General features: G+C 54.4%; 12 protein-coding genes. 9 read left to right on the top strand and 3 right to left on the bottom strand.

From position 1 onward, the window contains the following. The first annotated feature begins 4 nt into the window (after window positions 1-4). The 4 genes from P2T68_RS02560 (at window position 5) to P2T68_RS02575 (ending at window position 6,767) form a co-directional block, all read left to right on the top strand. Window positions 5-2,914 (top strand): aminotransferase, encoded by a 2,910-nt coding sequence (locus tag P2T68_RS02560; RefSeq protein ID WP_277378984.1) that lies wholly within the window; start codon window positions 5-7, stop codon window positions 2,912-2,914. Window positions 2,915-3,036: 122 nt separating this feature from the next. Beyond that, the gene (gene aguA / locus P2T68_RS02565) at window positions 3,037-4,143 is read left to right on the top strand and encodes an agmatine deiminase (RefSeq protein ID WP_024072830.1); all 1,107 of its coding nucleotides are present in this window, start codon (window positions 3,037-3,039) and stop codon (window positions 4,141-4,143) included. A 234-nt stretch (window positions 4,144-4,377) separates the two neighbouring features. Then, entirely contained in the window at window positions 4,378-4,593 is a 216-nt protein-coding gene (locus P2T68_RS02570; protein ID WP_024072831.1) for a hypothetical protein, read from the top strand. An 887-nt stretch (window positions 4,594-5,480) separates the two neighbouring features. Beyond that, window positions 5,481-6,767 (top strand): OprD family porin, encoded by a 1,287-nt coding sequence (locus tag P2T68_RS02575; RefSeq protein WP_024072832.1) that lies wholly within the window; start codon window positions 5,481-5,483, stop codon window positions 6,765-6,767. A gap of 73 nt (window positions 6,768-6,840) precedes the next feature. Here the strand turns inward: P2T68_RS02575 and P2T68_RS02580 are convergent, their stop codons facing one another. Both P2T68_RS02580 and P2T68_RS02585 read right to left on the bottom strand, forming a co-directional pair. Then, window positions 6,841-8,970, bottom strand: coding sequence for a M48 family metallopeptidase (locus P2T68_RS02580; protein ID WP_277378985.1), 2,130 nt, complete (start codon window positions 8,968-8,970; stop codon window positions 6,841-6,843). Window positions 8,971-9,599: 629 nt separating this feature from the next. Next, window positions 9,600-10,919, bottom strand: a complete 1,320-nt coding sequence (locus P2T68_RS02585; RefSeq protein ID WP_277378986.1) for a hypothetical protein — start codon at window positions 10,917-10,919, stop codon at window positions 9,600-9,602. Window positions 10,920-11,246: 327 nt separating this feature from the next. Between P2T68_RS02585 and P2T68_RS02590 the strand changes: the two genes are divergently transcribed. Next, window positions 11,247-11,888 (top strand): BRCT domain-containing protein, encoded by a 642-nt coding sequence (locus P2T68_RS02590; protein ID WP_277378987.1) that lies wholly within the window; start codon window positions 11,247-11,249, stop codon window positions 11,886-11,888. Between the two features lie 636 nt (window positions 11,889-12,524). Here P2T68_RS02590 and P2T68_RS02595 read toward each other — a convergent pair. Beyond that, window positions 12,525-13,898, bottom strand: coding sequence for an IS1182 family transposase (locus P2T68_RS02595; RefSeq protein WP_042910153.1), 1,374 nt, complete (start codon window positions 13,896-13,898; stop codon window positions 12,525-12,527). Window positions 13,899-14,235: 337 nt separating this feature from the next. Between P2T68_RS02595 and P2T68_RS02600 the strand changes: the two genes are divergently transcribed. From P2T68_RS02600 to P2T68_RS02615, 4 genes are all read left to right on the top strand, one after another. After that, window positions 14,236-15,051 (top strand): hypothetical protein, encoded by an 816-nt coding sequence (locus P2T68_RS02600; protein ID WP_277378988.1) that lies wholly within the window; start codon window positions 14,236-14,238, stop codon window positions 15,049-15,051. Between the two features lie 6 nt (window positions 15,052-15,057). Continuing rightward, window positions 15,058-16,035 carry an IS5 family transposase gene (locus P2T68_RS02605; RefSeq protein WP_033902000.1) on the top strand — a complete coding sequence of 326 codons (978 nt, stop codon included), beginning with the start codon at window positions 15,058-15,060 and terminating at the stop codon, window positions 16,033-16,035. Between the two features lie 440 nt (window positions 16,036-16,475). After that, complete coding sequence (locus P2T68_RS02610; protein ID WP_346772493.1) at window positions 16,476-17,261, top strand: hypothetical protein; 786 nt, start codon at window positions 16,476-16,478, stop codon at window positions 17,259-17,261. Between the two features lie 177 nt (window positions 17,262-17,438). Then, the gene (locus P2T68_RS02615; protein WP_277378990.1) at window positions 17,439-18,614 is read left to right on the top strand and encodes a hypothetical protein; all 1,176 of its coding nucleotides are present in this window, start codon (window positions 17,439-17,441) and stop codon (window positions 18,612-18,614) included. Window positions 18,615-18,623: the final 9 nt, after the last annotated feature.

Raw genomic sequence — 18,623 nt, forward strand, 5'->3', positions numbered from 1 at the left:
CACAATGTTGCTCGCCACGTTGATCCATCGCGCCAGCCTACCTTGCCCGCAAGTGGACCCCGATCAGGCGGCACACCTGCTTGAGCAGCATTACGGCCTCACCGGCACCCTGCAGGCGCTGGGCAGCCAGCAAGACCTCAATTACAAGGTCGACAGCGACCGTGGCCGCTTTGTTCTGAAAATCTGCCGGGGTGACTACGCTGCCGTTGAGTTGCAGGCCCAGCACGCGGCCCTCAACAACCTGCAGGCCCATGTGCAGATGCAGGTACCTCAGGTCATCAAGGCGCACACCGGTGAAGAGTTGCTCACCGTCGCGGTGGATGGACAAAACCTGCACCTGCGGTTGCTGGACTACATCGACGGGCAGCCCCTGACCCATCTCCCCCATCTGGGCCGCGATGTCATTGCAGGCTTCGGCGCGTTGTGCGGGCGAATGAGCCTGGCCCTGGCCGATTTCCAGCACCCAGGCCTGGACCGCACCTTGCAATGGGACCCGCGCCACGCCCAGGAGCTGATCACCCACCTGTTGGCAACCCTGCAAAACCTGCCCCATCGCGCCCTCTTGGAGCAGGTGGCCGAACAGGTTGACGCGCGCCTGCGCGACCTGGCCGATCACCTGCCCTGGCAAGCGGTGCACATGGACATCACCGATGACAACGTCATGTGGCAACGTGACGCCCAGCGGCACTGGCAGATCCAGGGGGTGATCGATTTCGGCGACCTGGTGCGCACCTGGCGCATCGCCGATTTGTCGGTGACGTGTGCCGCGCTGCTGCACCATGCTGAAAGCGATCCCTTTGCCATCCTCCCGGCCATCCGTGCGTTCCATGCGGTCAACCCCTTACAGCGCGAAGAACTGCAGGCCCTGTGGCCACTGATCGTCGCCCGCGCGGCGGTGCTGGTGCTGAGCAGCGAACAGCAGCAACGCCTGGATCCGAATAACAGCTACCTGCTGAAAAACGCCGAACATGAGTGGGAAATCTTCCATGTGGCAATGTCGGTGCCCTTTGAACTAATGGAAGCGGCGATTCTGAGCAGTGTCGGGGAGACGCCGGCGCCGTTGGCCGACCAGAACTTCGCCCCTTTGTTGCCAGGGTTGGTGGGCCAGGAATTCGCGCTGATTGACCTGGGTGTGCTCAGCCCGCATTTCGAAGCGGGCAATTGGGAACAGCCCGGCATCGATCGCCGATTACTGGATGAAGCGGCCACCGTGCATGGGTTGGCCGCCAGCCGCTATGGGCAATATCGGCTGTCGCGCACCCGTCCCGACAGCGCCGTTGAGCCCGAGACGTTCCCGCTGCATGTTGAACTGCACTTGCCCCATGGCACCGTGTTGGAGGCGCCCTTTGGCGGCACGTTGCGCAAGGGCGCCGACGGTCTGCTGAGCCTGCATGACGGTCCGCTGAGCCTGCGTCTGTGGGGGGTGAAAACCGCATTGAACCCCGGCGCGGTGCTGGTGGAAGGGCAGATAATCGGCGAAGTCCATGCCCCGCTGATGGTGCAGGTATGCCGCGCGGACATCGAACCGCCGCTGTTCTGCGCGCCCTCCCGGGTACCGGCGTGGCAAGCGCTTTGCCCGTCACCGGCGACGCTGCTTGGCCTGGCCTGTGACGCTGAGCCGGAACTGGACCCCGAGGCCCTGCTGGCCCGGCGCGACGCCAGTTTCGCCCGTTCGCAGAAGCATTATTACGTCGACCCGCCGCGCATCGAACGCGGCTGGCGCAACCATCTGATCGACATGCAGGGCCGTTCCTACCTCGACATGCTCAACAACGTGGCCGTGCTCGGCCACGGCCACCCACGTATGGCGGCCGTGGCGGCTCGGCAATGGTCATTGCTCAACACCAACTCGCGCTTCCACTACGCGGCGATTGCCGAGTTTTCCGAGCGCCTGCTGGCGCTGGCGCCGGAGGGTATGGACCGGGTGTTCCTGGTCAACAGCGGCACCGAGGCCAATGACCTGGCCATTCGCCTGGCCTGGGCCTACAGCGGCGGGCGCGACATGCTCAGCGTGCTGGAGGCTTACCACGGGTGGTCGGTGGCGGCGGATGCGGTGTCCACCTCGATCGCTGACAACCCCAAGGCCCTGAGCAGCCGCCCGGATTGGGTACACCCGGTGACTGCGCCGAATACCTATCGCGGTGAGTTCCGCGGACCAGACAGTGCGCCGGATTATGTCCGCAGTGTGGAGCACAACCTGGCGAAAATCGCCGCGAGCCAGCGCCAACTGGCCGGGTTCATTTGTGAGCCGGTGTACGGCAATGCCGGCGGTATTTCCCTGCCTCCGGGCTATCTGCAGCAGGTGTATGCGCGGGTGCGTGCCCAGGGCGGCGTATGCATTGCCGATGAAGTGCAGGTGGGCTATGGGCGCATGGGGCATTTCTTCTGGGGCTTTGAAGAGCAGGGTGTTGTGCCGGACATCATCACCATGGCCAAGGGCATGGGGAACGGCCAGCCCTTGGGGGCGGTGATCACTCGGCGCGAGATTGCCGAAGCACTGGAAGCCGAGGGGTATTTCTTTTCGTCCTCGGGGGGCAGCCCGGTCAGTTGCCGGATCGGCATGGCGGTGCTGGATGTGATGGAAGAAGAAAAGCTGTGGGAAAACGCCCAGGTCGTGGGCGGGCATTTCAAGGCGCGGCTGCAAGCACTGATCGACCGTCATCCGTTGGTCGGCGCCGTGCATGGCTCCGGTTTCTACTTGGGGCTGGAGCTGGTGCGGGATCGACACACCCTGGAGCCCGCCACCGAAGAGACCGCGCTGTTGTGCGAGCGTCTGCGGGAACTTGGGATTTTCATGCAGCCGACCGGTGACTACCTGAACATCCTCAAGATCAAGCCGCCGATGGTCACCTCCAAACGCAGCGTGGACTTCTTTGTCGACATGCTGTCGAAGGCGTTGAATGAACAAGCGTAAATAATCGATTGTTATCGGTTATTTGCTGTCATATTTATCGCCTATGATTGCAGGCCGCTGTTAAAGCCGATTTTTATCCGTTATAAAGTCGGCCTTCACCCCCATTCGGAGCCCTGATTGCCATGACCACCCTGCACAGCACACCTCGCGCCGATGGCTTTTATATGCCCGCCGAATGGGCGCCCCAGACCCAAACCTGGATGATCTGGCCCGAACGCCCGGACAACTGGCGCCTGGGTGGTAAACCGGCGCAGGCCGCTCACGTGGCGGTGGCCAAGGCTATCGCGCGGTTTGAACCGGTGACGGTCGCGGTGTCTGCCGGCCAGTACGAAAACGCCCGCGCCCGCCTGGACGTGCCGAATATCCGCGTGGTGGAAATGTCCAGTGACGACGCCTGGGTGCGCGACACCGGCCCGACGTTTGTGATCAACAACACCGGCGAAGTGCGTGGCGTGAACTGGGATTTCAACGCCTGGGGTGGTTTTGATGGTGGCCTGTATGCGCCGTGGAACCGTGACTCGCAGGTGGGCGGCAAGATCCTCGAGATCGAACGCGCGCCGCGTTACCGCACCGAAGGGTTCGTGTTGGAAGGCGGTTCGATCCACGTCGACGGCGAAGGCACTCTGATCACCACCGAAGAATGCCTGCTCAACCGCAATCGCAACCCGCACCTCGACCGTGCGGCTATCGAAGCGGTGCTCAGTGCCAACCTGGCGGTGGATAAGATCATCTGGTTGCCGGATGGCCTGTTCAATGACGAAACCGACGGCCATGTGGATAACTTCTGTTGCTATGTGCGCCCGGGCGAAGTGTTGCTGGCCTGGACCGACGACCCGCAAGACCCGAACTACGCCCGTTGCCACGCAGCCATGGACGTCCTGCAAAGCAGCACTGACGCCCAGGGCCGCTCGTTCACAGTGCACAAAATGCCGATTCCGGGCCCGCTGTATGCCACCGAGGAAGAGTGTGCCGGCGTGGACCCGGTGGATGGCACCCAGGAGCGTAATCCGAGCGTGCGGTTGGCCGGTTCCTATGTCAACTTCCTGATCGTCAACGGCGGCATCATCGCCCCGAGCTTTGACGACCCGTTGGACAGCCAGGCCAAGGCCATCCTGCAGAGCCTGTTCCCGCAGCACGAAGTGGTGATGGTGCCGGGCCGCGAACTGTTACTGGGTGGCGGTAATATCCATTGCCTGACCCAACAACAGCCGGCCCCGCACAAAAACTGAGTGCAGTTGTAACAGCGCCTCGACGGCGACCGGGCACTACTCGGTTCCAGCGCTCGCAGCAAGCCCGCGGCCCCGCAAGGCCGTGGGCTTTTTTGTGTCTGAATACCTATAGATCCGGGACATTGGCATAGCTCTTGTATTGGTGTTGTCACAGTAGCCAAGGCTGATGACTGCGCAGTTCTGTCATAAACCTTGAGTAAGTTAGCCGCTCACGCAGTAGGAGAGAGCGCTGAAATGAATGCCAACATCAACCCAATGAATACGCGCACGTTTCACCCCTTGCGGGTCAACGGTGACGCCATCCATGCGCTGGCGCTCTGGTTGAAGGCAAACGGTTCGCGGCAGCTCAGGCAGCAGCCGGATTTGCACAGTGTGATGAGTGAACGCTACCCGGCGGGGTTGTTCAGTGACGATGAGATGCAGGTGTTGTGTGAGTTACTGAATAACTAACGTGTACGCCTATCAACATGTGGACGCGGGCTGTAGTGGCGAGCGGGCTTGTTGTGGCGAGCGGGCTTGCCCCGCGTTGGGCTGCGCAGCAGCCCCAAAACACCCCCCCCCCCCGGAACTGACTGACACACTGCAGCGTTCTCATTAGGCTCCTGCGCAGCCCAACGCGGGGCAAGCCCTAATGCCGTTCAGTTAAGAGTACATCGCCTTCTGTAGGAGCGAGCTTGCTCGCGAAAAACTCACAGGCGCCGCGTTGATTCAGGAAACACGCGTTATCGTTGACGTTTTTCGCGAGCAAGCTCGCTCCTACAAAAAAGCCTTAACTGAACGGCATTAGGGCAAGCCCCGCTCGCCACAGCGGCTCCAGTTTGCTGCGCGACAGCGCCAAGTCAGAGATTTAGTGGAACCCCACATTTAAAGCCTGTTCAGCCCTATAAAGGGTGGGTGCCTGTAAGCACCACGATGGCTCAGTGCCGCGCACCTATCCCAGGCCTTCTGCCGAAAACCGCAATCCATCCCCACCACCCTGGCCCGGCGCCATCACGTCAGGTATCAGCACACGTACCGCTTCCAAAATATATTACGAAATGTGTTTCTGACGTCGTAAGAGAAGGAATTGGGTCGTTTTTAGAACCGGTGTAGGGCTTTGCTTAGAATTATTTCGCCTAAATACAGACGATTCGCGAAATTGACACATAGTTCAACGCGGGACTAGGATTGCGCCCAACGCCTGTGGCTAACCGCCATGACTCATCCAATAAAAAAAGGCCTGCGGCAGTTCAGTCGTCCGCGGGCCTTCTTTTTTCCGGGAAAAGTCGACGCCAGAAAAAGCAGAACGGAGCCTGGTGTCACAGCGCGTACTCAACCAGTAATAAGGAATACAAAAAATGTTGAAGCAACGGATGGGTCTGATTGCTCTGGGGATTTTGAGCGCCACTCAGGCCATGGCAAACGACCAGGAGCAATCCAAGGGTTTCGTAGACGACAGCCACCTGAACATCGCGGCACGCAACGCCTATATCAGCCGTGACTACAAGAATGGCAAGCAAGACAAAGCCGAATGGGGCCAAGGCTTTATCGGCAAGTTCGAGTCCGGCTTCACCCAAGGCACCGTCGGTGTAGGTGTGGACGTGATCGGCCAATACGCTATCCGTCTGGACGGTGGTAAAGGTCGCAGCGGCGCGGGCGGTATCGACTTCTTCAAACAAGGCGACAGCGGCGAAGCCGCCAACGACCTGGCCAAGGGCGGCGCAGCCGTCAAGGCGCGCATCTCCAACACCGTGATCAAATACGGTCAGCAGATGCCAGCCGTGCCGGTTCTGGAATACGACAACTCGCGCCTGCTGTCGGAAACCTACGAAGGCACCTCGATCGTTTCCAAAGAGATCGCCGGTCTGCAACTGGACGCCGGTCACTTCACCAAAGAAGCCCGCAAGAGCGCCGAAGGCAGCGACAGCGGCCGCCTGAAAAGCATCGACTACATCGGTGGTAGCTACAAATTCACCGAAAGCCTGTCCGCTGCGCTGTACGCTTCCGACATGCAAGACGTGCTGAAAAAGCAATACGTCAACGTCAACTACGTGCTGGCCCTGCCAGAGCAACAGTCGCTGACCTTTGACTTCAATGGCTACAAAACCAAGCTGGACCGCAGCTTCGCCCTGGAGAACCAAGGTGACGCCGACGCCCGCGACAACAAAATCTGGAGCCTGGGCGCCACGTGGGCCGTTGGCCCGCACAGCTTCACCGTCGCTCACCAGCGCAGCACCGGCGACACTGGCTACCTGTATGGCGGCTACCGCAACGCCGGCGGCATCGGCGATGGCGGCAACACCATCCTGCTGGCCAACTCCTACTGGTCCGACTTCAACGGCAAGGACGAGCGCTCCTGGCAAGTCGGCTACGGCCTGGACTTCAGCACCTTCGGTGTGCCTGGCCTGACTTACAACGTGGCCTACGTGCGTGGTACCAACATTGACGACGGTTCCAACCGTGGCAATGGCACCGAGCGCGAAATCTTCAACCAGTTCAAGTACGTCGTCCAGAGCGGCCCGGCCAAAGACCTGAGCCTGCGTGCTCGTGCGTCCTGGTTGCGTGTTTCCAACAACGCCGACCAGTACAACGTCGGCGGTAACGAAGTCCGTCTGTTCGCCGACTACCCGATCAACGTTTTCTAATTGATCTGGCGTCGCGCCTGATTCCAGGCGATAAAAAACCCCGACTGGTTCGGGGTTTTTTTATGCGGGCCGATCAGTCCTCGCGGTGCTGCAAAATCTTGCGGGCGAGGGAGGCATTTACGTAGTCGAGCATCAGTGACAAGCCCTCATAGGGTTCGAGCTTCTGGTTGTCGATGCACAACTGCGCCATCTGTAACAGCACCTGGCGTTTCTTCTTGTTGATGCGCGCGCCCGGCACGCCGAATGCGGTTTTGCGCCGTTCAGGCAAGGGCGCTTCCGGCGTCAGCTCCACGGTCACCCAGATACCCTGCATAAATTGCAGGGTGACACCGGCGATGTGCTCAATCGGCAACGGCTGCGCCAGGTTGGCGAACACAAAATGCTCCGGCGTCAGGCGCAACGCGACCTGCGGTGCGCGCTTGAAACGGCGCACACCCAGCCACAAAAAGATCAACGCGATAACGGCGATTGCCGCCCCGGCGCCGATCGCCGACAACGTGTTGCTTTTCAAACGTTCCGGGGCCAGCCAGGGCTGGCTCATGATGGCCAAGCCGAGCCCCACAAAAGGCACGGCGCACACCGCCATCAGCACGCCACGCCAGCGCCCTCCCTCATGCAGTTCACGTTCGCCGTCGGTCGATGTGGCCAGGGTTTCCAGCAACGCCGTGTGCGCGGTGTTTTCGGTGACCGCCACGTCGATCAGGTCGCGCGATAACTGCTCACGCAGCGTGCGCGGCGCACTGAAATAAGCGTCGATTTGCCCATTTGCAACGTGGGCATCCACTAACCGTGTGGCGCTGTGCAGGGCGTCATCCGGCGACACGGCAAGCGCCTGCAGGCGTTCGCCATTCGACGGGTGCGAGTCGGTCGGGTGAGGCTGATGAATCTCCAACGCTTGTGGCGGCACCTGCAGTTCACGGCCTTGCAGTGCGGCCAGGGCGGCGGCGGGCAGATCCTCTTCCGAGGCTGAGTCACACAAGGCCAACAGCGCGTCCTCGATAAGCGGTTGCAACACCGACACGCGCAACAGCGCTGAAGCCGCCGCGCCATTGCCGACCAGGCGCGCACCTGCGGCATCCGCCAGCAACTCGCGCTCGCGGCTCCAATGGTTGACCGCGTGATCAAAGCGCTGCATGAAAAACACGCCGAACAGGAATGACGGCCGCATCAGCCACTCCTGGATCAGGTCACTGGCCAGCAGGGTATCCAGCAGCACCGCCAGGCTGCGATTGACCCCATCGTAGATCGGCAAGAAGCGCAGGCTGTATTCGGTGTCTTCCCCTGCAAAGTGTGCGAGCTCATGGCCGATCACCGCGCCGATTTCGTCGCGGCTCAGCAGGCCGAGGTACAGCAGCGGCACATGCAAGGTGCGCCCATGCAGCGTGGTATGCGCCGGTTGCACGTGGGCCTCGCTGGAGGTCACGTAAAACCCTTGGGTCAGGCTCACCACGATATGGTCCGGTGACAGCGCGCCGAGCTTGCCGGCCAACGTATTCACGTCGCGCCACAGCGCCGGCGCCTGCGCGGGCGTCACCACCGCCCCGAACATCTCCAGCGGCTCGGGTTTGAACATACCCAGCATGTGTCGCGATTGTTTGAGCAGCAGCCAGATCGAATACAGGCAGAACGCCGCAATCACCGCCAGCACGGCCATCAGCTTGAATTCGCCGCGACCCAATCGACCGATGTGCCACATCGCCAAGCCTTCGAAACTCAAGGCCATCGCCACCGTCGTCGCCATCGCCACCACATGGCTCACCAGCACATAGGGCAACAAGCGGCTGCCGAGGGCGAACGCCTGCAACAGTTTTTCCCGCGACTGCCGCGCACGCCGCCCCGCCCATTGTGTGCCGGCCAGCGCCGCCACACCGATCAACGCCGCCAGCAGGCCCAGCCCCATCACCCACGGCGCCAGGGTGCGCGTGCCGCTATTGATACGTTGAGCGGTGGGCAGTTCGGCCGTGATTTTATCCAGCCGCTCGAGCGCCGGCTGGATGCCGATTTTTTCCTCGCCCAGGTCGATAAGGGCCGTAGGGTTTTGCGTCGCCAAGGTGTTCAGGGTTTGCCGAGTGGCGCTGATATCGGCCTGGTAGTTGATCAACCACGCGGCAGCCTCACCCGCCCGCTCACGCTCCCAACCGCCCAGAGCGGCGAGCAGCAGCGGGACAATCACCAGCAGGCAGATCAGTTTCAGGGCGTTCATGGGCATCCGTTCGCAACGCTTAGTCTTGACGGCGTTATACAGAAAAACCGCCCAGCAGGGCACCAAAAAGCCCCGGCCTGACTAGGCTGGGGATCGGTAAAACTCCTCTATCGAGTGAGAGCTGTCACGTTCGTAATCACTGCGAATGGGGGGCGTGGTTAGCGCCTGCATCAAGTCGGTTTCTCAGGCTCGGCCGCTGGGTTTGCAGCCGGGGGAGTGGGGAGCGATTGGGAAGATAGCTGGGTTGGTGGAATTAGGTGTTTTTATGGGTTAGCCATAATTATTGCCAGTTCATAATTCAGCATAAAGCTTGGAAATTGAATCTTGGGTATAGAGGTGGGGGATTTTCGAGGGGGTGTAGAGGCGCGGAGCAAGGCGGGCGGGTGAAGGGTGTTCAGCCAATACAGATACACCAGAAACAACGAAGCCCTCGCATTTCTGCGGGGGCTTTGTTTTGTATGGTGCGGCACCAGGAGTCGACCCCGGGACCTACTGATTACAAGGGAGTTGGTTTTAAGATTAAAATCAATGAGTTAGATTTTATTTTGTTACGCTTTCTATCCCGTCGCCCCCAGCTTTTTGGATGACACCCTCGCGCTTGTTACGTTGCTAGAGTCGTTTGCATAGGTTCACTCTTCAGCTTCATCGCGTTCCTCTTCGCCAACGCCAAGGCCGCTCAAAATCTCCCAGATTGGTAGAAAGCTCCTTAGTGATCTGTAGAAATATTTTGGTATGTCATCAGAGTAATAGAGGGCATAGCCTACCTCGGGTTTGTAAATGTGCTCCATGTACTCGGAGTGTATTTCTCTTAGCAGTCCGGTTAGATAAATGTCACCGTGATTAACCGTTACGGAATCAATTACGCTTGTTTTTAAACCGTACCAGTCAGGTAGAGATATTTCGAATCGAATTCTTTCGTTGTCTTTGTTTTTCAAAAGTTTCATGAACTCTTTGCGAACTAGTCTAATCAATCGGTTGTGAAAATTCCCTTCAATGGTTTCTAACCAGAATTCTCGTTCTGATTCCGACAGCTGATCGTGAACTGCTTGCACTTCTGCAATTCTGCCCGCCTGAGAACTTCCAGAAACGCCCTCTTCACTTATTGCTGTTCTAAAGCTAGAGAAGGGATTAACTGCCGCAACATATATAACATTGGGGAATGGCAGTTGTAGTCCGGACGCTATTTCGCCCCAGGGTTGTGTTGAATAGCACATGCTGTGGTAGCCATTTGCTTCAAGCATATTCGATATAGAACTCGTGAGCGTATTTAATGCTTTGGCTGTGTGTCCAGGCATGCCCTGTTGGCCGGTTTCAAGATCAATCCAGCCTTTTATTTCTTGAAACGCAAGTGCTACGGTTATAATTGATCTATCGTCTAGGAGGTTATTTTCAAACCACTTATAGTATGCCGCGTCAGGGTAGTATACTGTTAGCTCAGCTTTTCCATTTTCGTACTTTGGAATTAAAGCTAGGATGCATTTATTGTTCGATACTAACTCTTGCGTGTATGCGTCTCTCGTAGTTCGTGTTTCCATTGGGGCTACAAGGATAGAAGTTAAGGAACTTTCCTTTAGACCTGGGAACACCGTACAAAAGTGATTTGAGTAAGCCAGAAGCTCTGAAAATGCTTGTCGTTCTGTTTGCTTGGATTTTTTTAGCTCGATGATTGTTAAACCAGTGCTTTCCGAGTTTCCAACTAAATCAATGCGAGTGGTCGAATCTGTCTCTCTCGTTAGTCTGAGTTCTCTGGCGGCTAGGACCATATCATCTAAGTTATCGAGAACTTCGTTGATTTTCTTTTCTGCACGCTGCTGTAATAAAATATGGATCGGGGGGAATTCCTCATCTGGCCAGGCAACAGGTTCTCTGCGACCGACAATAATTGTCGAGAAATTCTCACTGTGGTTGTTGTATAAAAAATCCCGAAATTCATTTTCGCTGATGTCCATATTTCACCGAGGGCTATCTAATAAAATTTAGTCGTGCATCGTAATAGTAGTCGCTTTTTAGCGACTAGGAGTTGAGAAAACCCAGCTCCTCATTTATCAAAACATCACTCTGCAGAAGGCGATAAGATAGGTAGGCTGTGATCGTAGATGTCCATCATCCTTCAGGGAAAGGGGACAGGGAAAGGGGACAGGGACAGGGAAAGGGGACGGATCTATTTTCCAGATTCAAAATGGGATATGTACGCGCAGTGGTGCTAGCGTTGAATACAACATCTACTTACTAACGCGTCGATATCAAGCCAGTTCCCACCCCAAGGAAAACCCGTAATGGATCTACACCACGAGTTCGAAAATAGTAAATTCTTCAACCGTGCCCGTATCGATCGTCGCGCCGCCGACGCCTTGGTGGGGTTGGCCGCTGGAATTACGGCGGATGGTGTCGTGAACATATCGGAAGCGGTTTTTCTAAAGCAATGGCTGGAAAACAATCTCGCGCATCTGAACGATCCGGTGATCAATCTGCTGTATTCGCGTTTGGCATGCATGCTTCAGGACGATGCGCTAGACGTGGATGAGTCCCAGGAGCTGCTTAACATTCTGCGTGGTTTTTCTGGAGTGGACATTGAGAGAGCGAAGGTCGGCGGCACAGTTGCCGTTACTCCTACGGACCTGCCCTTCAATTCACCAGCCCCTGATTTGGTGTGGGATGGCCGGATGTTTGTATTTACGGGTGTCATGAGCTTTGGGCCGCGCAAGGAGTGTCAGGCGCTGGTCGAAGAACGAGGTGGTTTGATTGGGGGCGGTGTGAGCAAGAAGGTGCACTACCTGGTGGTCGGAAGTGTGGGTAATGAGCAGTGGCGCCATAGTACCTATGGGACGAAGATCATGAAGGCAGTGGAGTTGCGGGAGGCAGGAGCTTCGATTGCCATTGTGGGTGAGGATCATTGGCAAAGGATGCTGTTTGGTTGAGGTTGCTGCGTTTTTGGTGTCTTGGGAAACGCAGGCCTTTATTTGGTGAGTAGATCGTCGCTGGGTTTGATGGCCTCATCGCGAGCAGGCTCGCTCCCACGGGTTTCAGGGTGTGGACGAAAAGTGGACGTTTCAGAAACAACAAAGCCCCTGCATTTCTGCGAGGGCTTTGTTTTGTATGGTGCCGGCACCAGACGAACGGTATGTTTCTGCAGGGCTAGGTTTTTCGGGCGTCTGGTGTTCGCTGGAAAATTCGGCGTACCCCAAATAGTAACTATAAACAAATCAGCTAGTTATGGCGTTCGGTGGAATCGAACTCGGGATTTTTAGATGTCAGCACGTTGTCGGTCTGCAAGTAATTCAGAGCCGCATACGGAATGGTAAACCTCCCGAATTCGAACGTTGTTGATCATCCCCTCCGTCGAGAATAGGTAGGAATCCGCCAAAAGCTGCCGTGGCGACAGGCAGCAGATGGCCGATTCTGTTGAAAAAGTCGGATTTTCAGTTCGCCTGAACTCAGGCACGGCTCCCCCCGGAGAACCTACTCACCACATTGAGTGGTTTCTCGGCCCTTCGTTGACCTTTGCTGCTCTGTTATTGGGTTAATTTGAGGTTTTTTGCTTCGTGCAGGCGCACCTATCCCGTGGCAGGTGGCCCTTGAGATGTGAGTTTGGCCAGTCGACGCAGGTTCTGTACCGCAGCCGCCAGCGTGAACTCATCGGTCGCGCCACTCATGCCACGTAGCCGCAAGCGATCCAATTTCAGGATGCGCTTGAGGTGGGCAAACAACATTTCGACCTTTTTACGTTCGTGGCGAGAGCGCTGATACGCCGGCGTTGCTGCAATGCGCCGAGCCACATCACGAGCGGCTTCATGGACGCTGCGAGCGATCTTGCGGAACGCCGTGTTCGGGCAGCACTTGGCTTTCATCGGACAGGAAACGCAGTCGGTCTGCCGGGATCGGAAGATGATGGTGTTGGCTTTGGTGACGTGCGAACGCTCATTCTTGAAGGCACGCCATTCGCTGCGCAAGGCATTGCCGGCTGGGCAGCGGTATTCCTCAGTCTCCTCATTCCAGTGGAAATCGTTGCTCGATAAACTGTCGTTCTTGCGCTCGGTTTTGTCCCATACCGGCACATGCGGCTCTATGTCTTTTTCCTCCACCATCCAGGCCAGCATCGGCGCGGTTCCGTAAGCGGTGTCGCCAATAAGGCGTTCCGGCTTGATGTCGAACTGCGCCTCGACCCGGTCGATCATGATCTTGGTGCTCTCGACCTCGGCCGTGCGATGAGCCGGTGTGGGTTCCACATCCACGATGACACCGTGCTCGGTATCGATCAGATAATTCGTGGAGTAAGCGTAGAACGCTGGGCCACCTGGAGCTGCGGTCCAGCGGGCTTGAGGATCAGTCAGCGATAGGCGCTTCGGTAGCGTTTCGGCCAGAGCCTCTTCATCGAGTGCCTCAAGATACTCACGCACGGCGCGGGTGCTCAGGGCCGGATCGCTCCAGTTGACCTGTTCATCGCCCGGTACACCGCGCTGCCGGCTGGCATCCGCTTTGATAATGCTGGCGTCCACGGCAAAGCCTTCGCCTTTGACCAACCCTGCATCCATGCAGCGACGCAGTACTTCATTGAACAACCAGCGGAACAGATCACTGTCCCGAAAACGGCCGTGTCGATTTTTGGAAAACGTCGAGTGATTGGGTACTTCATCTTCAAGGCTCAACCGGCAGAACCAGCGATACGCCAGGTTCAAATGGGCCTCTTCGCACAACCGCCGCTCGGAGCGGATGCCATAGCAGTAGCCCACGACCAGCATGCGGATCATCAGTTCAGGATCAATTGAAGGGCGCCCAATCGGGCTATAGAAATCAGCGAGGTAATGGCGCAGGTCGCTCAGATCGAGACACCGATCAATGCTGCGCAGAAGGTGATTGGCTGGGATGTGATCTTCAAGGTTGAAGGAGTAAAACAGTCGCTCCTGCCCACTCGATAACTGTCCCATCATGCTGTGTGATCCCCCTCCGGCCAATGAAGAGATTTTGCCGGAGGTCGGCCAGGGGAGCTACTTTTTCAACAGAATCGGCCAGAAGCGGACGTTCGCAATCGACCGCTAACGGCCAGGAGGCAGACTGTCTGTTATATAAGGGTTGGTCCTGCCCCCTTTTTCGGTCCAAAGATGGGCAAATGAAGTGGCGGTCGATGACGCAACTGGTAAGCGCAGCAGTGGGAACTGTCAGATAGCCATTATCGATAGGTTCCGCTACGCTCAATACGTCTGAACGGCTCACAACCAACCAAAGTAACAGCTGACAGTCCCCTAAAAATCACGCATGGAAAAGCATATGTCAGAACTCTCAGGAAATCCATCATCCAGAGCTATTGGAAGCGTTTACAAAGAGAATAAAAGATTTGTTGTAATTGGTTTGACTGGAAGAACTGGTTCAGGCTGTTCTACATCAGCAGAAATTCTTTGCAATGCCTCCATTGAACTTCCAGAGAGTGCGTATCCCGGAATTACAAATAATGAGCTAAGAAAACATCGAATAATAAAGAAGTTCATTGAGCACCGATGGCAACCATTTAAGTGTCTTCAAGTTAGAACTGTTATAACTAGATACATCCTTGCCTTAAATTTTCCAGAATTTTGCCGCTTTGTTTCTGACGTGATGGTTAGAGATATGCATAAGACTTCCGAGTTCCTGAGAGAAATAAAAGAAGAATATGAAGATTTGCATATCGAAATATCTGAATACCTCAGAAGCCCTGAAAAAACACTTGATGAAATCGAAGTTAAGCAGGAGTTTGCTTTTGATCTGTATTTCAAGAGATTGCCGTTTTTTTCAAACAAGATACGCGACGTCTTAAAAAATATCTCGATTGATGCGTACACAAAAATATATCAGAGTGCAGGCGACAACATTCGAGCCTCAGGACAGGTAAATAGCTCTAAATTTGACGATTCAAAAGTTTTTCATTTTCCAAGAACTATAAACAAAGTAATAAAATCAGCGCATCACGTGGCCCGGAAAAATAATGAGTCCTGCTTTATTGTGATTGACGCTATTAGGAATCCCTATGAGGCAATATTCTTTAAGGAAACTCTGAAAAAGACTTCCAAATCTGGTGAGATACGGCTGTCCCACGAACTGAACGGTTGAGCCCCGATGAAGCAAATGTCTTTCGCTGATGCCGAGTACGCAGGCAAACGTAAGCAGACCCGCCGTGAGCGTTTCCTGATTGAGATGGATCAGGTCGTGCCCTGGAAAGGCCTGATTGCGTTGATCGAGCCGCATTATCCGAAGGGTGAAGGCGGTCGTCCGGCGTATCCGTTGATGGCCATGCTGCGGGTTCATCTGATGCAAAACTGGTTCGGCTACAGCGATCCGGCGATGGAAGAGTCCCTCTACGAAACCACGATTCTGCGCCAGTTTGCCGGGCTGCATTTGGATCGGATTCCGGATGAAACCACGATCCTCAACTTCCGCCGGCTGTTGGAAAAACATGAGCTGGCCGGTGGGATTTTGCAGGTCATCAACGGCTATTTGGGCGACCGAGGTTTGCTGCTGCGTCAGGGAACTGTGGTCGATGCGACGATCATTCATGCGCCCAGTTCGACCAAGAACAAGGACGGTAAACGCGACCCCGAAATGCACCAGACAAAGAAAGGAAATCAGTACTATTTCGGGATGAAATCGCACATCGGTGTCGATGTTGAATCCGGTCTGGTACATAGCGTGGTGGGCACGGCGGCGAATGTGGCGGACGTGACTCAGGTCGATCAGTTGCTGCATGGCGAGGAAACTTACGTCTCTGGCGATGCCGGTTACACCGGCGTGGAGAAGCGTGCGGAGCATCAACATCGCCAGATGATCTGGTCGATCGCAGCGCGCCCCAGCAGCTATAAGAAGCATGCAAAAAAGAGCCTGATCGGTCGCATGCGCCGCAAAATCGAATACGCGAAAGCTCAAGTCCGGGCCAAGGTTGAGCATCCATTCAGGGTGATCAAGCGCCAGTTTGGTTATACGAAAGTCCGCTTCCGAGGCTTGGTGAAAAACACCGCGCAGCAGACCACACTGTTTGCCTTATCGAACCTGTGGATGATGCGAAAACGACTGTTGAATGCAGGCGAGGTGCGCCTGTGATGTGGACAATGAGCCCTGAAAAGGTGCTATTCCGCAAAAAACAGTGAACTGACAGGAGGAAAGGTCTGATTTTCGATTAAGTCGGTGTTTTTTGAACCTCAGACAGCGAGGCCGTTAAAAACGGCTGCTTACTTCAGACCTTCCTTAAGGAGCGTTATGCGGGTTTTTATCTGGTTTCAATAAATACAGAAAATGACAATAGGCTCGCCCATCTCCGCAGCACTCATAAGTTTTCTGAATCTCAAATAAAAGAGCTTGATGAGAAAGAGTATCCGAGCAAACTTTCAGGCTATAGTAAATTTATTTCTCAGAATATACAGAAATGCATAGAAATATCCGATATACACATACACAACCCTAGAAAAGAACAATTCAATAATGTTGAGCTTAAATGCCAACTTGCTTGGTATATTTCTTTAATACAGCATCCGGGCTTGGTAATGCCAACATCTATAGAAAGTTGCATGCAAATTGCTTACACGGTCAAGCAAAGTTCTGGCTGCATATCCAGGCAGGTGGGAGCAGCTGTTACTGACGAAGAATTTTCTGTCAAGTCAGTTGGATGGAACAATACACCACAAGGGCAAGTGCCATGCCTTCTCAGAAATGCCGAAGACTTACTTCTTGGTCAAGACACTTACGCATACAGTGAGTATGAAAGAAATGATAGTAAGTTTAGAGAGGTTTTGCATGGAAAATTTGACAAGCTAAGAAAGTCATCCCTATTGGAAGGTCGCAATTTGTCTTTTTGCTTTAAGGATATGCAAAATGAAATAGATGGTGAAAAAAACCAAGTTCACACACGCTCACTACACGCAGAAGAGAATGCATTCCTTCAGATTTCAAAGCATGGCGGAATGAAACTTAGAGGCGGGATATTATTTACTACAGCTAGCCCATGCGAACTCTGCTCTAAGAAAGCCTATCAACTTGGAATCAGCAAAATCGTATTCATTGATCCTTACCCGGGGATCGCCACTAGGCATACTCTATTGGTAGGGAGGGATAGTCCAGAGCTACAACTCTACAGAGGAGCAGTTGGCAGGGCATATCACCAGCTTTATCAACCAATAATGCCATACAAGGATGAGCTTGAGACACTGTTATCAATACCAGGTAATGCAAACAAAAAAGCTGTTCGGACAAAGATGCTGGAAAAAGAGAATTTAGAGTTAAGAGAAGAGCTTGAGCGACTAAATAACCAACTAGATAACCTTGGTAGGTAAGATGAGCTACATATAGGTAATTACAAAAGTAGAATTGCTAATCTCTCCAAAAGGGGGCGGATTTTTTAGAAAATAGTTCGTTCCCTTTTTTCATCGCTTTCGGTTGTATTGAGGAGGGAGTTGGCGTTCTAATGCATGGGATTATGGCTTCGGTCGAAATTGTAGTTGGGGTTAGGCATGACGCCTGAAAGTATTGAGATGATTCGGCAGTCGGCGCAGCGAGCGCTTGGGGTAATTAAGGCTGCCGATGACAACACAACAGCTGATAAGCACTTTTTGTTTAACCGCAAACATGTGCTTACGAAACGAAAGCTACCGCCATACTATCTGGTTTATTTCTTGCTGGTGGATTTGCTGGGATTTAAAAATCTTGGCCGTTTTGAAAAAATAGATTGGTCAATTCCCATCGATTTTAATGGTAAGGCATTTTTGCTTGAGCATGGCAAGTTAGGGTTTGGTCTTTATGCTCATGATCCTGAAAGCGAAGGAGCTGCGGCAGAAGAAATTGCGAATCGTGTTCAGAAAGCTGTAAAGGCAGCGACTCCATTTTTTGATCATCTTGCTCGTCAGGCGATAGAACTTTCTGAAGTAAACGTAATTAATAATAGTATTCCGCTTTTTTGCCGATTTGAATTCATGAGGGAGGCCTACAAATCTAAGTGTTCTGAATCGGTTGCTGAGAGCGTGCTGCACGCTTTGAAGGTTAAGCAGAGAAATTTGCCATTGGGTATTTGGGTCTTTGGAGGCGCGAATTCAAATCTCAAACGAGAGGCGAACTGGTTGGGGATTTCTTCTATTGAGTCATTTTTTAGCTGGACCGAGCACGTGCTTATACATGTGGCGATATTAACTGGAGCTGTCACAACAGCAAGTGAAGTGGCGGATTTGGCCGCGGCGGATTGGTCACGAAAGTTTAAAGCTGTGTTCGATATAACGGGTATAGAAGAGAAATCTCTATTTGATAGTGCGCTTTCTTTGCGGCAGGAGCTCAGAAACTATATAGCTCATGGCGCTTTTGGAAAAGGTGGCGAAGCTTTCTCATTTCATTCCTCGGCGGGTGCCGTTCCGGTTTTGTTACCAGAAAAAGTTGGAAGTAAAAAATTCTCCCTCGGTAGTAACCTAAATTTCGATTATGAGTTGGCGTTTGGCGTGGTCGATATATTCATTAAGCTCCTTTGGTCAGAAAAAAGAGCCCCGGCACAGTTGTACATTCAAGGCAGCAGCTTGCCAGCAATTTTGACATTTTGCGCAGATGGGACCTACTCCCGAGCTATGGCCTCACTAGAGGAGATGGAAAACTTGGTTGAGTATCTTTCCAATGTCGCTGATCAAGTGGCAAATATGGACTGGTAGTGTCCGCTT

The organism is Pseudomonas sp. G11 (assembly GCF_029457515.1).
GTDB lineage: Bacteria > Pseudomonadota > Gammaproteobacteria > Pseudomonadales > Pseudomonadaceae > Aquipseudomonas > Aquipseudomonas gorinensis.